We start from the raw sequence: 16898 nt of genomic DNA on the forward strand, positions 1-16898 counted from the left end.
CCGCGCCCGCCACTCGACGAGTGCCCCAAGTCACAGCGCTTCCTATTCGAAGCCGTCGGCGAAGATCGTGTCGTCGAACGCGAGTTCGAAGGCGCCGAGATCGACCGGGCCGTGAACATCCCTCACGGCGAGCCGGGCGGCGCGACCCGCTCGGCGCGAACTCCTCGAATTTCCGAACAGCACGGTTGTCGATGGCTGGATGGTGACGCGCCCGGCGCCGCTGTTCTGGAACGCGATTCCGCTCCGGTACTCGAAGCCACGTCGGCGCGCTTCGGTCCGGTGACCCTTGGCTGGGCCAGTGGCGCAATCAGCCAGGCGGGCGGGTGCGGCGCTGCCGCCGAATCGCTCAGGGACGCAGGCGCCAGTGGCGCAGCCCCGCATAGACGAGAACGAGGATGGCCAGGGCGACACCGATCGCGGTCCATTCGGCGCGACTCAGGGTGCCGATGATGGCGATCATGGCGAGCGTCGACAGGGCCGGGATCAGGGCTCCGCCGGGCAGCACAAACGGGGCTCCGCCGCTGCGCAGGTCGCGCTTCTGGGCGAACCACGTGGCCAGGCTGACGCCGAGATAGATCAGGCAATTGGCGCCGCCCGAGACCAGGGCCAGCGCTTCGAAGTTGCCGAGCATGGCGAGGCCGAAGCCGACCACGCCATGGGTGACGATGGCGAGCAAGGGCACGCGATAGGTCGCGGTCACGCGACCATAGGCCGAAGGCAGGTAGCCGTCGCGACCGAGGGCATACAGAAGCCGCGAGGACGCCAGCAGGTTGCCCATCATGAAGCCACCCATCGAAACCCCGGCGGTAACGAGAAGCAGGACCAGACCCGGTGTCCACAACGTGCCTGCGGCCTCGGCCAGCGGCACCTTGCTGGTGCCCAGTGCCGGTCCGAGGATGCCCTGGGTGACGATCTGGATACCCATGTACAGCAGCACGACGACGAGGATCGCCGCCATCGTCGCGCGCGGCACGCTGTGCGAGGCGTCGCGCAGTTCGCCGGACGGAATCAGCGCGGTTTCCATGCCGGAGTAGGCGAACATGACCAGTACCATCGAGGCGCCGAGGGTCGGCCACGAGGGAATCGCCAGCCAGCTGATCTGGCTCCAGTCGACGAAGAACAGGCCGACGGCGGCGAGCAGGAACAGCGGAGTCAGCTTGAGCGTCGCCAGCACGGTTATGGCGCGCGCACCGAGCCTGACGCCGAAGGCGTTCAAGGCGATCAGGATCGCGTACAGCACGATCATGAAGGCCGCGCGCGCCGCCGGTACGTCGAACTGCGGCCAGGCGCGCGCGACCTGCAGGAACAGCGCGGAAGCGACGGCGCCGCTCGACGCCGCATTGCAGATCCACATCAGCGCGCCGGCGACGAAACCCGGAAACGGGCCGAAAGCCGCGGCGACATAGGTATAGGGTCCGCCGGTGGTGGCGGCACGACTGCCGATCGCGGCAAAGCACAGCGCAATCGGCACGATCGCCATGGCGCCAGCAAGGAATGCGATCGGCGCCGACGAGCCCATGCGCGTGAACAGCAGGGCCGGCAGCAGGAAGATGCCCGAGCCGACGATGATGTTGATGATCGCCGCAGCCAGCGAGACGCCGCCGACGGCACGGACCAGGGCCGCCTCGCCTTCGAGCGTCGCCGCGGCGGGCGGGGGATTCGCGGTCAATGACATGCGGGCCAATCCGGACGGGAGGCGAGGGGCGCAAGCGTGCCACAGTTCGGGCGCGCGGGGCTGTACAGCCGCGCCATCCCGCCACACACTCGGGCAGGACACAACGCGCAATCGCCGCGCTCGCAACGGCGACGTCAGGGAGGAGGCAGGCATGTCGAAAGGCGCAAACGGCCACTGGGTCTGGCAGACGACCGGGCTCGCAGGCAGCGCCCTGATCGTGGCCGAGATGCTGATCGGACGTTCGACGACGCCAGGCTGGCTGTCGACCGGCCTGCTCGGGCTCGGTGGATTGCTGGTCGTGTTCGCCGCCTGCGAGCTGATGATCCTGGCCGTCGACGGTATCGGCCTGCGCCTGCACATGAACCGCTACGTCGCCGGCACCATGGCCGGACTGGCCAGCAACATTCCCGAACTGGTCATGCTCGGTTTCGTGCTTGCGGCGACGCCTCGGGTCGGATTCCTGGTCACCGTCGTCACCGTGCACGTCAGTGCGGCGGCCTTCGGCATCTACAGTGCGCTGCTGCCGCGCGACGCGCGCGGCAATGCGGCGATGCCGAAGCCGCTGGTCCTGCTCAGCACCGATCTGTATGCCTGCGCCGGCGGTGCCTTTTTCGCGACCGGCGCGATCATGCTGCTGATGTATGTCTTCGACGCCGGCGTGCACCACGGCAATGCCCTCAATGCGACCGACCTCTACGTGCTCGGTGCCGCCCTGCTCAGCGTCCAGGTGGTCGCGATCGCGCGCCTGGTGAAGCGCTTCAGCGGTGAGCACGAGGTATCCGCAGGGCCGACCACGGCCCAACCTGCGGCAAAGGAAGGCGACGCGCCGACGTTCACGGCGATCGTCGCGTTCGGCCTGCTCGGCATCGTCGCCAGCGTATTCGGCGGGCATGCCGTCGGCCAGTTCGCCGATGTCCTCGTCAGCGCCCTCGATCGGGCCGGCTATCCGAAGATGGTCGGCGCGCTCGTGCTCAGCGTATTCGCCTCGGCCGGTGCCTTGGTGGTGATGGCCTCCGCGCATGCCAAGGGCATGATCGACGTGGCCCTGGCCAATGCGTCGGGCCAGGTCACCCAGGTGCCGTTCGTGGTCCTTCCTTTCGCCCTGATCCTGCTTGCCGCGTTCGGCCAGGCCGGTGTCATCCCGCTGACATCCAGCGGTGGTGTATTGCCGATCGACCTCGACACGGTCAGCGTGCTGCTGCTCGGCTTCCCGTCGATGCTGATCCTCTGGAAGGCGATCCAGGACGATGGCACGGTCAACTGGCTTGAAACGACGACGATGATCGTCATCTTCAGCCTGACCATCTATTTTCTCGCCGCGCACGGCTGAGCGACTGCGGCTGCCGGCGAAGTTCCTGGCAGTGCATTTCCGCGCCGGGGTCCACCCGATGTCGGGCGGCGGCATGCCACCAATGACGGAGCCAGACCATGAAGATGCGAAAGATCGGCCGCGATGGCCCGGCAGTGTCCGCGATCGGGCTCGGCTGCATGGGCATGAGCGAATTCTATGGGCCGCGCGAGGATGCCGAATCGATCGCGACGATCCGGCACGCGCTCGACCGCGGCATCAACCTGCTCGATACCGCCGACATGTACGGGCCCTACATCAACGAAGCGTTGGTCGGTCGCGCGATCCAGGGGCGCCGCGATGAAGTCCTGCTGGCCACCAAGTTCGGCTTCGTGCGCGATCCGGCCGATCCCGACAAGCGCGTCATCGATGGCTCGCCGGCGCACGTGCGCGAAGCCTGCGAGGGCAGCCTGCGCCGGCTCGGCGTGGACACGATCGACCTCTACTATCTGCATCGTATCGATGCCCGCGTCCCCATCGAGGACACCGTCGGCGCGATGGCCGATCTCGTGGCCGCCGGCAAGGTACGTTGGCTCGGCCTGTCCGAAGTCGGCGCGGCGACCCTGCAGCGCGCACATGCCGTACACCCGATCAGCGCCCTGCAAAGCGAGTATTCGCTGTGGACGCGCGATCCCGAGGGCGCGGTCCTCGACACCTGCCGCGAACTCGGCGTCACCCTGGTCGCCTACAGTCCGCTCGGTCGCGGCTTCCTGAGCGGAGAAATCCGTTCCTTCGAGGATTTCGCCGAGGACGACTACCGGCGCCGGCAGCCGCGCTTCCAGGGCGAAAACTTCGCCCGCAACCTGGCCCTCGTCGACGCCGTGCGCGCCGTGGCCGAAGCGAAAGGGGTGACCCCGGCGCAACTGGCCCTGGCCTGGGTACTGGCCCAGGGCGAGGACATCGTACCGATTCCGGGGACCAAGCGGAGACGCTATCTCGATCAGAATATTTCGGCTGTCGAGATCGTCCTGAATGCAGCAGACCTCGCCGCGATCGACGCGGCGTTCCCGGCCGCCGCGGTCGCCGGAACGCGCTACCCGGCTGGCATGATGGCCTTGCTCGACCGCTGACGGACGGGGAATCCACGCCCCGGGGTGACTTCCGGGGCTTGTGCACAATGTGATCGACCGACAGAGTGTCGAATTCCGCCGCCCCCGTTCGTCTCCATGGGGCTTGCGTGATTCGCCGCCAAACACCTATTATTGAACCGATAAGTTTTGTATTTTCGGACTCCCCTGCCCATGAATGTGCAACCTTTCCGCGAGCCGGATGGTCGATCGCGCCCCCGCGGCGCGCCTGTCCGGCCAAGCCTCGTGGCCTGCTCCGTCGGCCTTGCCCTCGTCCTCGCCGGGTGTGCGGCCGGACCCGATTTCCGTGCGCCGACACTGGCGGACGAGGCCGGCTATCGCGCCACGGCCTTGCCGGCGTCGACCGCCTCGACGGACGGCCCGACCGGTGATGCGCAGCGCTTCCTCGAAGGCGAACAGGTTCCCGCGCTATGGTGGACCGGCTTCGGCAGCGAGGAACTGAACCGGCGTGTCACCGAGGCCCTGGCGAACAGTCCGACCGTGGCGTCGGCCCAGGCTGCCTTGCGCAAGGCGCAGGAAGAAGCCGGGGTCGCCCGCGGCCAGCTGTTTCCGTCGCTGGACGCCGCGCTCGGCGCGAACCGGCAGAAGAGCCCGGTGGCGACCGGCGGCGGCTTCTCGACCTCGCCCTACACGGTCTACAACGCCTCGGTCGATATCGGCTACACGCTCGATCTGTTCGGTGGCATTCGCCGCGGCGTCGAGGCGCAGCGGGCGCTCGCCGACTACCAGCAGTTCCAGCTCGAAGGCACCTACCTGAGCCTCGCTTCGAACGTGGTCACGACCAGCATTCTCGAAGCCTCGCTGCGCGAGCAGATTCGCGCCACCGAGGAAATCGTCGAGGCCTATCGCCAGCAGTACGATCTGGTCGACAAGCAGTTTGCAACCGGGGCCAAATCACAAGGCGACGTGCTCCTCGCGCAGAGCCAGGTGGCGACCGCACGCGCCGGCCTGCCGGCCCTGCGCAAGGCGCTCGAGCGCAGCCGCACCCAGCTTGCCGTCTATCTCGGCCGCTTTCCGTCACAGGCCGAACTGGAAGCACTCGATCTCGATGCGCTGACCCTGCCGGGCGAGGTTCCGGTCAGCCTGCCTTCGGTGCTGGTGCGCCAGCGGCCGGACATCCGCGCGGCCGAAGCACGCTTGCACGAGGCGACCGCGCGCGTCGGCGTCGCCACCGCGAACCTGTTCCCGAACATCGGCCTGTCCGCCTCGTTCGGCTCGCAGGCGCTTGATCGCGGCGACCTGTTCGGCAGTTCCGCCGAAGCCTGGAGCCTCGGTTTGAACCTGCTGCAGCCGATCTTCCGTGGCGGCAGCCTGCGCGCGCAGAAACGCGCGGCCCAAGCCGGGCTCGACCAGGCCGCGGCGGACTACCGCACGACCGTGCTGACCGCGTTCCAGAACGTCGCCGACAGTCTGCGCGCGCTCGAGCTCGATGCCGAAAGCCTGGCCTCGCAGAGCGCCGCGCAGGAGGCGACGTCGAACAGCCTCGCCCTGACCCGCCGCCAATACGAGGACGGCTCGGTGGCCTACCTGCAGGTGCTCGACGCGACCCGGCTCTATCAGCAAACACGGCTTGCCGTGATCGACGCGAGGGCCACGCGCCTGGCCGACACGGCGGCCCTGTACGCCGCCCTCGGCGGCGGCTTCGCCGACGCCGGCGATGCTCCTGCGCCAGCCGAGGCCCAGACTGCGCGCTAGTCGCCGGACGGCGCAGAATCCATCCACAGCCGGTCGATGGCAACACGCGGACCGGTTCCGATCCAGACCTAAAGAAGAAGAGGATTGCGCATGAAATCGCGCAGCGAACGCAAACCGAGCACCACCAAGCGCATGATCATCATGGGCATCTTCGTCGGCGGCTTCCTGGCCCTGTTGATCGCCTGGAACCTGTTCGGCCAGTACATGGCCAGCCAGGCCGCCCTGCAGGCGCATGTGCCGCCGCAGACGGTGACCTCGATGAAGGTCGGCAAGGATTTCTGGCAACCCGAGCGGACCAGTGTCGGCTCCTTGCGCGCCGCCCGCGGTGCCGACCTGGCCTTTGACGTCAGCGGCCTGGTCAGCGCCGTGCGCGTGAAGTCCGGCGAGGAGGTCAAGCAGGGCCAGTTGCTGGTCGAACTGAATGCCGATGATCTGATCGCCCAGCGCCGTCAGCTCGAAGCCAATGCAGTACTGCTCAAGACCAATCTCGAGCGCTCCCGCCAGCAGCTTGCCTACAAGGGCATCAGCCAGGCCGACTTCGATAGTGCCGAAGCCAGCTACAAGGCCGCCCAGGCCGGCGTCGCCCAGCAGCAGGCGCTGATCGACAAGCGCCAGTTGCGCGCGCCGTTCGACGGACGCATCGGCATCGTCAGCCTCAATCCCGGCAGCTACGTGAATTCAGGCGATGTCGTCATGACCCTGCAGCAGGTCGATCCGGTCTTCGTCGATCTCAACGTGCCGCAGGACAGCCTGGCTGAAATAAAGGTTGGCCAGACCGCGATCCTGTCCCTGGACGCCTTTGCCGAGCATCCGTTCATCGGCGAAGTAACCGCGATCAGTCCAAAGCTCGACACGGCGACGCGCAACGTGCAGGTCGAAGCCAGCGTGCCGAACCCGGACAAGATGCTGAAGCCCGGCATGTTCGCCAACGTCGCGATCCAGGTTGGCCAGCAGCAGGAGTTCCTGACCCTGCCGCAGACCGCGATCACCTTCAACCCGTATGGCGAGACGGTGTTCCTGGTCAAACCCTCGGACAAGAAGGACGCCCAGGGCAAGCCCGAGAAGCCGACCGCACAGTCGGTGTTCGTCACCACCGGCCTCAAGCGTGGCGACCAGATCGCCGTGCTGAGTGGCATCCAGGAGGGCGACGAAGTGGTCACCAGCGGTCAGCTCAAGATCAAGAACGGTACGCCGCTGATCATCGACAACAGCAAGCAGCCGCCGAATGACCCGGCCCCGACGCCCCAGGAACAGTAGCGATGTCGTGAACCTGGCGACGGCCAGCGGCGCCCAGTCGGCGCCGCCCGACCGACCCGGTCGCTCCATCCAAATCCAGCGAAGCGGAACCTCATGAAATTCACCGACTCCTTCATCAACAAGCCGGTCTGGGCGATCGTCGTCAGCCTGGTCATCCTCGTCCTAGGCCTGCGTTCGGTCATCGACATGACCGTACGCCAGTTTCCGAAGACCGAGAATGCGGTGGTCACGGTCAGCACGGCCTATTACGGCGCCGACGCGCAGACCGTGGCCGGCTTCATCACCCAGCCGCTCGAATCGGCGATCGCGCAGGCCCAGGGCATCGACTACCTGTCGTCCTCGAGCGTGACCGGCGTGTCGACGATCACCGCCACCCTCAAGCTCAATTACGACTCCAATCGCGCCCTGACCGAGATCCAGACCCAGATCAGCTCGGTGACCAACCAGTTGCCGCCGCAGGCGCAGCAACCGGTCGTCTCGGTGCAGGTCGGCGAGACCACAGCCTCGATGTACCTCGGCTTCTACAGCGACACGCTGCCGACCAACAACATCACCGACTACATGATCCGCGTGATCAAGCCGCAGCTCGATGCCATCGATGGCGTGCAGGAAGCGCAGGTCATCGGTGGTCGCCGCTTTGCCTTGCGCGCCTGGCTCGACCCGGTGCGCATGGCCGCTCAGGGCGTCACCGCCGCGGATGTCTCGCAGGCGCTCTCGTCGAACAACTACCTGGCCGCCGTCGGCGCGACCAAGGGCAATGCCGTCACCGTCGCCCTGACCGCCGCCACCGACCTGCATTCGGTCGACGAATTCCGCAAGCTCGCGGTGAAGTCGAAGGAAGGCGCGATCGTGCGTCTCGAAGACGTCGCCAATGTCGTCCTCGGCGCCGAGGACTACGACTCGTTCGTCGCCTTCGACGGCAACCAGTCCGTGTTCGTCGGCATCAAGACGGCGCCAGACGCGAACGTGCTCGATGTCGCCGAACGCGTGCGCAACGCCTTTCCGGACATCCAGGCGCAGCTGCCGACCGGCCTGACCGCGAACATCGCCTACGACGCCACCCAGTTCATCACGACCTCGATCGAGGAGGTCGTCAAGACCCTGATCGAGGCACTGGTCATCGTCACCCTGGTCATCTTCCTGTTCATGGGCAGCATTCGCGCGGTGATGATCCCGGTCATCGCCATGCCGCTGTCGCTGATCGGCGCGTTCTTCATCATGCTGGTGCTCGGCTACACCATCAACCTGATCACCCTGCTCGCCCTGGTCCTGGCCATTGGCCTGGTCGTCGACGATGCCATCATCGTCGTCGAGAACGTCGATCGCCACATTACCGAGGAGGGCAAGACGCCGCTGCAGGCGGCCCTGGTCGCTGCGCGCGAACTGACCGGGCCGATCATCGCCATGACCATCGTGCTGGTCGCAGTCTACGTGCCGATCGGATTCCAGGGCGGGCTGACCGGCGCGTTGTTCACCGAGTTCGCCTTCACCCTGGCCGGCGCGGTCACGGTATCGGCGATCATCGCGCTGTTCCTTAGTCCGATGTTGTGTTCGCGCTTCCTGCGCGACACCCACGAGGGCAGCCGCTTCGTCGCCTTCATCGACCGCCAGTTCGATCGCCTGCACAACGGTTACCAGCGGCGCCTGCACGGCATCCTCGATACGTGGATCGTGCTCGTCGTCATGGGCGCGATGATCTTTGGCGGCACGATCTTCCTGTTCATGAATTCGCAATCCGAACTGGCTCCGCAGGAGGACCAGGGCTTCGTCGTCGGCATCGCCACCGGCGCGCCGAATGCCTCGCCGGCCCAGGTCAAGAGCTACATGACCGAGATGCAGGCGATCACCAAGTCCATTCCCGAGGTCAAGCAGACCTTCCAGATCAGCGGCGTGAACGGGCCGAACTCGGTGCTGACCGGCGCCAAGCTCGTGCCATGGAGCGAACGCTCGCGCAGCGCTACCGAGATCCAGAACGAACTGCAAGGGAAGTGGGGCAGCATGGCCGCGACCAACGCCTTCGCCTTCCAGTTTCCCTCGCTGCCCGGTGCCCAGGGCCAGCCGGTCGGGGTCGTGCTCTCGACCACCGAGCCATTCGAGAATCTCTACGAGGTCTCGAAGAACGTGCTGGCCAAGCTGCAGTCCAGCGGCAAGTTCTGGTTCATCGACATGGACCTCAAGATCGACAAGCCGCAGAGCACGCTCGAGGTCGATCGCGACATGATCACCGCGCTCGGCCTGACCCAGCAGGATGTCGGCGCCTCGCTCGGCGCCGCCCTCGGCGGCGGCTACGTCAACTACTTCTCGATCGCCGGCCGCTCCTACCGGGTGATCCCGCAGGTCCTGCAGAAGGATCGCCTGAATCCCGACCAGGTCCTCGACTATTACGTCCGCACCGGCGACGGATCGTTGGTGCAGGCCTCCACGGTCGCCAGCATCCGCGATTCGGTCGTGCCGCAGTCGCTGACGCGTTTCCAGCAGCTCAATGCGGTGACCTTCTCCGGGGTACCGAGCGTGACCCAGGGTGAAGCGATCGAGTTCGTCCGCAACACGATCCGCGAGATCGCCCCGGCCGGCTACCAGGTCGACTATTCGGGCCAGTCACGGCAGTTCATGAACGAGACCGGCGGATTCGCCCTGACCCTGCTGTTCGCCGTGATCATCGTCTACCTGGCCCTGGCCGCGCAGTTCAACAGCCTGCGTGATCCGATCGTGATCCTGGTCTCGGTGCCGATGGCGATGTTCGGCGCGATGATCTTCATCAACCTGTTGCCGGGTTTCGTCGGCATGGGCGCCCTGTCCTCGCGCTGGGCGACCTCGCTCAACATCTACACCCAGGTCGGCCTGGTCACCCTGATGGGTCTGATCTCCAAGCATGGCATCCTGATCGTCGAGTTCGCCAACGAGCTGCAGCGTGCCGGCAAGACCAAGCGCGAGGCGATCGAGCAGGCCGCGGCAACGCGTCTGCGGCCGATCCTGATGACCACCGCGGCGATGGTGCTCGGCGTCATGCCGCTGGTGATCGCCAGCGGCGCTGGCGCCGCCGGCCGCTTCAACATGGGCCTCGTCATCACCACCGGACTGACCATCGGCACGATGTTCACGCTGTTCGTGGTGCCGGCGTTCTACATGTTGCTGGCCGACGACCATCACGGCGAGGCGGCCAAGCAGCTCGAGAACGGCGAATCGCATCCGCCGGCAGCGGATGGTGTGCCGGCCTGAACCCTGCGGCGCGGCGACGAACTCGTTGCCGCGCCCCGGGAGTGAGTCGGTCAGGCACCGCCTGCCGGCGCGCAGCGCTTTTGTTCAGTGCCTGGATCAGAACCCCCCTGGAATGCCGGCATGACCCATCGCATCACCGATTCCCCGCTCGGCCGCGCCGTCACCGGCAGCAGGCAGCTTGATCCGGGCCTGCTGTTTCCCATCGCGCGGGCGCATGGGCGCGAGCAACTCGGCTTTGGCTCCGTGCTGCCGTTCGAGGGCGTCGACATCTGGAACGCCTACGAGCTGTCCTGGCTCGACCCGCGCGGCAAGCCGGTCGTCGCCATTGCCGAGTTCCGTGTGCCGGCGTCGACGCCGAACCTGATCGAATCGAAATCCTTCAAGCTCTATCTGAACAGCCTCAACCAGACGCGTTTTTCCGACCCGGCAGCGGTCCGGGATCGGATCGCCGACGATCTTTCGGCGGCCGCTGGTGCAAGGATCGGAGTGAGCATGGCCGAGGTCGACCAGCCGCTGGCCTCGATGCAGGGTGCGTTCGCGGGAGAATGCATCGACGGGTTGCCGGTCGCCATCGATTGCTATGGCCCGCCGCAGGTGCAAGAGCTCGCCGTGCGCTCGGGCGAATCGCTGGTCGAGGAAACGCTCGTTTCGCACCTGCTCAAGTCGAACTGTCCGGTCACCGGGCAGCCGGACTGGGCCAGTGTGCAGATCGCCTATGCCGGCGCACCGATCGACCGCGAGGGTCTGCTGCGCTATCTGGTCTCCTACCGTGACCATGACGACTTCCACGAACAATGCGTCGAGCGCATCTTCCGCGACCTGCTCGCGCGCTGCGCGCCGACCCGCCTGACCGTGAGCGCGCGCTACACGCGGCGCGGCGGCCTCGACATCAATCCGTGGCGCAGCAACGACCCGCAGCGCCGGGCGGACAATCCGCGCCTGCTTCGCCAGTAGCGGCGAGCCGCGTGAACGCGGCGTAACCACTGTTGGCAAACGGACGTCCGAAAAACGATTTATTAACGCGAGTCCGGTGTACCTTGGCCGCTTGATTCCCTCTGGAGGCGACGACCATGGCCAACGATCCCGGCAAGCCGGATTTCTCCAACGTCAAGAGCGGCAGCAGCTCAAGCGCCGAGCCGGCCAAGGCGAAACCCGATTTCGGCAATGTCAGCAGCGGCGTCGCCTCGACCGCGGCACCCGCCGCCAGCACCCTGCAGACCTATACCGTGGCCAAGGGCGACAGCCTGTCGAAGATTGCCAAGAAGTTCTATGGCAACGCCAACCAGTGGCGCGTGATTTTCGAGGCCAACCGCGATCGCATCAGCAATCCCGACCTGATCCAGATCGGCCAGGTCCTGAAGATTCCGCCATCCAAGTCCTGACCCCAAGGAGGCTCACCATCATGAAAGCCATGCACAGCGTTTCGCTCGCCAGCACGTTCGCTATCGCCCTGGCCCTGTCGGCCTGCGGCAAGAAGGAAGAGGCTCCGGCCCCGACCGTTGCGCCCGCACCACCGCCGGTTGCGGCCGAGGTGGCACCCCCGCCGGCCCCGGAAGGGGTCAGCTTCGCAGGCCTCACTCTCGGCACCGCGGTCGACGCCGAACAGAAGGTCACTGCACCGGCGACCACCTTCGCACCGACCGACACGATCTATGCCGCCGTCGCGACCACCGGTGCCGCGCCGAACGCGGCGATCGTCGCCCGCTGGACGTTCGGCGACGGCCAGCTGGTCGACGAGAGCGACGAGTCGATCGCGCCGACCGGTCCGGCCACCACGACCTTCCACATCGCCAAGCCGGACGGCTGGCCGGTCGGCAAATACAAGGTCGACATCAGCATCGACGGCAATCCGGTCGCAAGCCAGGAGTTCGAGGTCAAGTAGCAAGCGCTCCACCTGCCGGCAGCACCCCGACGAGGCGCGGAGCAATCCGCGCCTCGTTGCATTTGGGGATGCCGCGCCGTACGCGACATTGGCACCGCCGGCGCATTCCGGAGACAATAGCGGCGACCCGCGCCACGCCGCCGCCCGCCGGTGGCCCCCCTGCGCATCCACCCTTCCAGCGGAGACCTTCATGGCCGACACCAAACTCACGCCGCCCGCCGGTGGCGAGAAAATCACCATCGCCAACGGCAAGCTCACGGTTCCGGACCATCCGGTCATCCCGTACATCGAGGGTGACGGCACCGGGCCCGACATCTGGAACGCCTCGGTGCGCGTGTTCGATGCGGTGGTCGCCAAGACCTACGGCGGCAAGCGCAAGATCCACTGGATGGAAGTGCTGGCGGGCGAGAAGGCCTTCAACGAGACCGGCAACTGGCTGCCCGATGACACGGTCACCGCCTGCCGTGACTACCTCGTCTCGATCAAGGGCCCGCTGACCACGCCGGTCGGCGGCGGCATCCGCTCGCTCAACGTCGCCCTGCGCCAGATGCTCGACCTGTACGCCTGCGTGCGCCCGGTGCGCTGGTTCAACGGCGTGCCCTCGCCGGTCAAGGATCCAGGCAAGGTCGACATGACGATCTACCGCGAGAACACCGAGGACATCTACGCCGGCATCGAATTCCAGCAAGGCACCGACGACGCGAGGAAGTTCGCCGCCCTGATCAAGGAGCACTTCCCCGACCGCTACAAGAAGATCCGCTTCCCGGACAGCTCGGGCTTCGGCATCAAGCCGGTTTCGAAGGAAGGCACCGAACGCCTCGTGCGCGCGGCCATCCTCTACGCGATCGACAACGACCGCGATTCGGTGACCCTGGTGCACAAGGGCAACATCATGAAGTTCACCGAGGGCGGTTTCCGTGACTGGGGCTATGCGCTCGCGCACACCGAATTCGGCGCGGTCGAGATCGACGGTGGCCCGTGGTCGAAGTTCAAGAACCCCAAGACCGGCAAGGAGATCATCGTCAAGGACGCGATCGCCGACGCCTTCCTGCAGCAGATCCTGCTGCGCCCGTCCGAATACGACGTGGTCGCCACGCTCAACCTCAACGGCGACTACCTGTCCGACGCCCTGGCCGCCCAGGTCGGCGGTATCGGCATCGCTCCGGGCGGCAACATCAACTACGTGACCGGCCACGCCGTGTTCGAGGCGACCCACGGCACCGCACCGAAATACGCCGGTCTCGACAAGGTCAACCCGGGCTCGGTGATCCTTTCCGGCGAAATGATGCTGCGCTACATGGGCTGGCACGAAGCCGCCGATGCGATCATCGCGGCCATGGACAAGGCGATCGGCCAGAAGCAGGTCACCTACGACTTCGCCCGCCTGATGGAAGGCGCCACCGAAGTGAAATGTTCGGAGTTCGCCGATCGGTTGATCGCGGCGATGTGATTGGGAGAGACGGGATTCGGGATTCGGGATTGGGGATTGGGGATTGGGGATTCGCAAGAGCTGACAATGCGCATTTCTGATCCCCAGCCAGTCCGACCTTTGCCTCAATGCGATTCGCATCACGCCGCGGCGTGTGCTTGCCGAATCCCGAATCTCGAATCTCGAATCCCGGCAGTCACGCCGTGACCGCCACTATCCAGTCGCGCGCCGCCGCGCTGATCCTCGATGCGTTCCTCGACTACAACGCGCGCTTCTCGGACATCACGCGGCGGGCCAAGCGGCGCTTCGAGCGGCGCGACTGGAAGTACGTGCGCGTCGATGCGCACGCGCGCATCGACCTCTATGACGTCTGCCTGAAGGAAACCCTCGGCCGGCTCGAACTGCTGCTCGAAGAGCGCGTGCGTTCGCGCCAGATCTGGGCCTCGATGCGCGGCGAATTCGAGGCGCTGATCGGGCCGATGCTCGATCGCGAGCTGCCCAAGACTTTCTTCAATTCATTGTCACGGCGCTATTTCCATACCTCCGGCGTCGCCGCCGACATCGAGTTCGTGGCCCTCGACCAGGAACCGACCGCGGGCATCGAGGACGCCGTCGACCTGCATCGCTACTCGGCCGCGGACGGCCTCGATGCGGTCTGCGAACGCATCCTTGCCGACTATCCGTTCGCCAATGGCTATGCCGACATCGGCGGTTGCGTGAAGGCCATCGCGCGCACGCTCGGCCAGCGCATGCGCGCCCGCGGCGGCGACCGCCCGCACACGATCGAGTTGATCAGGACCGCCTTTTTCCGCGAACGCCGCGCCTACCTGGTCGGCCGCGCCGTCGCTCGCAGCGGGATCACGCCGCTGGTCATCGCCCTGGTCAGCGCCGAGGACGGGGTGCGCGCCGATGCCGTGATCACCGAAGTCGACCAGGTCTCGCTGCTGTTCAGCTACACGCGCAGCTATTTCCATGTCGACCTGCCGACGATCGCCGACAACGTCGTGTTCCTCGGCGGCCTGCTGCCGCACAAGCCGGTCGAGGAGATCTACACCGTGCTCGGTCGCGCCAAGCAGGGCAAGACCGAACGCTATCGCCACCTCTTCCGCCATCTCGAGGCTCACCCCGAGGAGCGTCTGGTGCGTGCCGACGGCGAGCGCGGCATGGTCATGGCGGTGTTCACGCCGAAGGCCTATCCGCTGGTGTTCAAGGTGATCCGCGACCGATTTGCCTACCCGAAGGACATCGCCCGGCGCCAGGTCGAGGAGAAATACCGCCTGGTGTTCCGCTACGACCGCATCGGCCGCCTCGTCGATGCCCAGGAATACCGCCACCTGCGCTTTCCGCGGCGCCAGTTCGAGGAGAGCATGCTCGAGGAACTGCTCGGCGAATGCGCCGAGACGGTCGTGCTCGTCGGCGAGGAGGTACTGGTCCGTCACTGCTACGTCGAACGGCGCCTGCGCCCGCTCAACCTGTTCGTGCGCGAGGCCGACGACGAGGCCGCCGTGCGCGCGATGCTCGACTACGGGCAGTCGATCAAGGATCTCGCCCGCAGCAACATCTTTCCCGGCGACCTGCTGCTGAAGAACTTCGGCCTGACCCGTGGCGGTCGCGCGATCTTCTACGACTACGACGAACTGTGCCTGCTCGACACCTGCTGCTTCCGGCACCTGCCGGAAGCGCGCGACGAGGACGAGACCCGCCCGCTGGAAGAATGGCTGACGGTGCGCGAAGGTGATGTCTTTCCGGAAATGTTTCCACGCTTTCTCGGCGTTCCGGCGCGACTGCGCGAGGCCCTGATCGCGCGCCACGGGGAAATCTTCGACGCCGAATGGTGGCGCGAGGTCCAGCAGGGCCTGGCGCGTGGCGACTACAGCGATATCCCGCCGTATCCGCAATCGGTCCGTCTGCACGCGCGCGAAACGTAATGGGCCGGTGCGTCGAACGCACCGGCCCATTTTCCAAGCCGTGTTTTCGTTCTGGCGAAGCGACTAGAGTCGCTTGCGACCGAAGATCAGCGAGGCGATGAACAGCACGAGGAAGACCAGGAACAGGATCTTGGCGATGCCGGCCGAGGCGCCGGCGATGCCGCCGAAGCCGAGGACGGCCGCGATCAGGGCGATGACGAGAAAGACGATGGCGTAGTGCAGCATGACGGATCTCCTTGAGTGCTGGGGCGCACGGTGCAGGCGGTCGTGGTGAACCCTTCCTGCCCGACACGGTCAAAGCTAGACCGGCGCGCATGAATTGCGCCTAAGGTTTTCCCGACTGCGGGATGAACAGGGGGTTGCCGTTCATTTTCGCCGGCATTGCTGTAGGCTTTGCGGTCCCCCTGCCGCCTTGCCGGTATCGAACTGGAGTCGATCATGAAACAGCTCTCTCTCGGTCTCGCCCTGACCCTGGTGCTGACTGCCTGCGGCCCGACCGCTCAACAGGCGCCCGCCCCCGAAGCCGCCTCCGACCAGCCTGCCGAGGCGGTAGCGCCCAAGGCCGCCGATGCGCTGGCCGAGGACGCCCTCGCCAATGTCCTCGCCGGAAGCTGGCGCTCCGCGGGCGACAAGGCGCGCGACGAATATCGCCACCCCAAGGCCACGCTCGAGTTCTTCGGCGTCAAGCCCGGCCAGACCGTCGTCGAGATCACCCCCGGTGGCGGCTGGTACACCGAGATCCTCGCCCCGCTGCTGCACGGAAACGGCACCTACATCGCCGCCTATCCTGCCGACTCGACGTCGGATTACGCCAAGCGCAACAACGAGAAGTTCCGCGCCATGCTGGTGTCCGACCCGGAGCATCTCGGCGAAGCGAAGACGGTCGAATACGACGTCGATGCGCCAAAACTCGGGCCTGATGGTTCGGCCGACGTGGTCCTGACCTTCCGCAACGTGCACAACTGGGGCGACAAGGCGCCGCTCATGTTCAAGGCCTTCAATGCCGTGCTCAAGCCGGGCGGCACGCTCGGCGTGGTCGATCATCGCGCCGCCGACAACGCGGATCCCGAATCACTGAAGAAGTCCGGCTACATGCGCACCGACGCGATAATCAAGCTGGCCACCGATGCCGGCTTCGAGCTGGCCGAACAGAGCGAGATCAACGCCAATCCGAAGGACACCCGGGACTACGAGAAGGGTGTCTGGACCCTGCCGCCGACGCTGACCCTCGGCGATGTCGATCGCGACAAGTACCTGGCCATCGGCGAGTCCGATCGCATGACCCTCAAGTTCGTCAAGCCGAAGGGCGACCAGATCTTCGAGCAGGGCACGGACAAGAGCGCTCCGGCGCCCTCCGGCAACTGATCGTCGAAGCCG

At 66.2% G+C, this 16898-nt stretch carries 13 protein-coding genes; 11 read left to right on the forward strand and 2 right to left on the reverse strand.

Annotated features, from left to right (window positions below):
* Positions 1-346: 346 nt before the first annotated feature.
* Positions 347-1675, reverse strand: a complete 1329-nt coding sequence (locus tag BM125_RS10175; protein ID WP_175498004.1) for an APC family permease — start codon at positions 1673-1675, stop codon at positions 347-349.
* A gap of 151 nt (positions 1676-1826) precedes the next feature.
* Between BM125_RS10175 and BM125_RS10180 the strand changes: the two genes are divergently transcribed.
* The 10 genes from BM125_RS10180 (at position 1827) to aceK (ending at position 15521) form a co-directional block, all read left to right on the forward strand.
* On the forward strand, positions 1827-3005 hold the full coding sequence (locus BM125_RS10180; protein ID WP_175498005.1) for a hypothetical protein: 1179 nt from the start codon (positions 1827-1829) through the stop codon (positions 3003-3005).
* 98 nt (positions 3006-3103) lie between these two features.
* Positions 3104-4093: an aldo/keto reductase gene (locus BM125_RS10185; RefSeq protein WP_092407567.1), complete on the forward strand. Its 990-nt coding sequence runs from the start codon at positions 3104-3106 to the stop codon at positions 4091-4093.
* Between the two features lie 243 nt (positions 4094-4336).
* Entirely contained in the window at positions 4337-5806 is a 1470-nt protein-coding gene (locus BM125_RS10190; RefSeq protein WP_245778880.1) for an efflux transporter outer membrane subunit, read from the forward strand.
* A 90-nt stretch (positions 5807-5896) separates the two neighbouring features.
* Positions 5897-7063, forward strand: coding sequence for an efflux RND transporter periplasmic adaptor subunit (locus BM125_RS10195; RefSeq protein ID WP_092407570.1), 1167 nt, complete (start codon positions 5897-5899; stop codon positions 7061-7063).
* Between the two features lie 93 nt (positions 7064-7156).
* The gene (locus BM125_RS10200) at positions 7157-10282 is read left to right on the forward strand and encodes an efflux RND transporter permease subunit (protein WP_092407572.1); all 3126 of its coding nucleotides are present in this window, start codon (positions 7157-7159) and stop codon (positions 10280-10282) included.
* A 120-nt stretch (positions 10283-10402) separates the two neighbouring features.
* Positions 10403-11236: an NADPH-dependent 7-cyano-7-deazaguanine reductase QueF gene (queF, locus tag BM125_RS10205; protein ID WP_092407574.1), complete on the forward strand. Its 834-nt coding sequence runs from the start codon at positions 10403-10405 to the stop codon at positions 11234-11236.
* 116 nt (positions 11237-11352) lie between these two features.
* A complete protein-coding gene (locus BM125_RS10210; RefSeq protein WP_092407576.1) occupies positions 11353-11664 on the forward strand; it encodes a LysM peptidoglycan-binding domain-containing protein in 312 nt (103 codons plus the stop codon).
* Positions 11665-11684: 20 nt separating this feature from the next.
* Entirely contained in the window at positions 11685-12164 is a 480-nt protein-coding gene (locus BM125_RS10215; protein WP_092407578.1) for a hypothetical protein, read from the forward strand.
* Positions 12165-12354: 190 nt separating this feature from the next.
* On the forward strand, positions 12355-13614 hold the full coding sequence (gene icd / locus BM125_RS10220) for an NADP-dependent isocitrate dehydrogenase (RefSeq protein ID WP_092407580.1): 1260 nt from the start codon (positions 12355-12357) through the stop codon (positions 13612-13614).
* Positions 13615-13721: 107 nt separating this feature from the next.
* Positions 13722-15521 (forward strand): bifunctional isocitrate dehydrogenase kinase/phosphatase, encoded by a 1800-nt coding sequence (gene aceK, locus BM125_RS10225; RefSeq protein WP_092407582.1) that lies wholly within the window; start codon positions 13722-13724, stop codon positions 15519-15521.
* A gap of 63 nt (positions 15522-15584) precedes the next feature.
* On the opposite strand, the gene BM125_RS10230 is transcribed toward aceK, so the two are convergent.
* Entirely contained in the window at positions 15585-15746 is a 162-nt protein-coding gene (locus tag BM125_RS10230; RefSeq protein WP_092407584.1) for a DUF1328 domain-containing protein, read from the reverse strand.
* A 213-nt stretch (positions 15747-15959) separates the two neighbouring features.
* On the opposite strand from BM125_RS10230, the gene BM125_RS10235 reads away from it, so the two are divergent.
* Positions 15960-16886 (forward strand): class I SAM-dependent methyltransferase, encoded by a 927-nt coding sequence (locus tag BM125_RS10235; protein ID WP_092407642.1) that lies wholly within the window; start codon positions 15960-15962, stop codon positions 16884-16886.
* Positions 16887-16898 lie beyond the last annotated feature (12 nt).

It is taken from the genome of Dokdonella immobilis, from assembly GCF_900115085.1.
In the GTDB taxonomy this organism is placed as follows: Bacteria; Pseudomonadota; Gammaproteobacteria; order Xanthomonadales; family Rhodanobacteraceae; genus Dokdonella; species Dokdonella immobilis.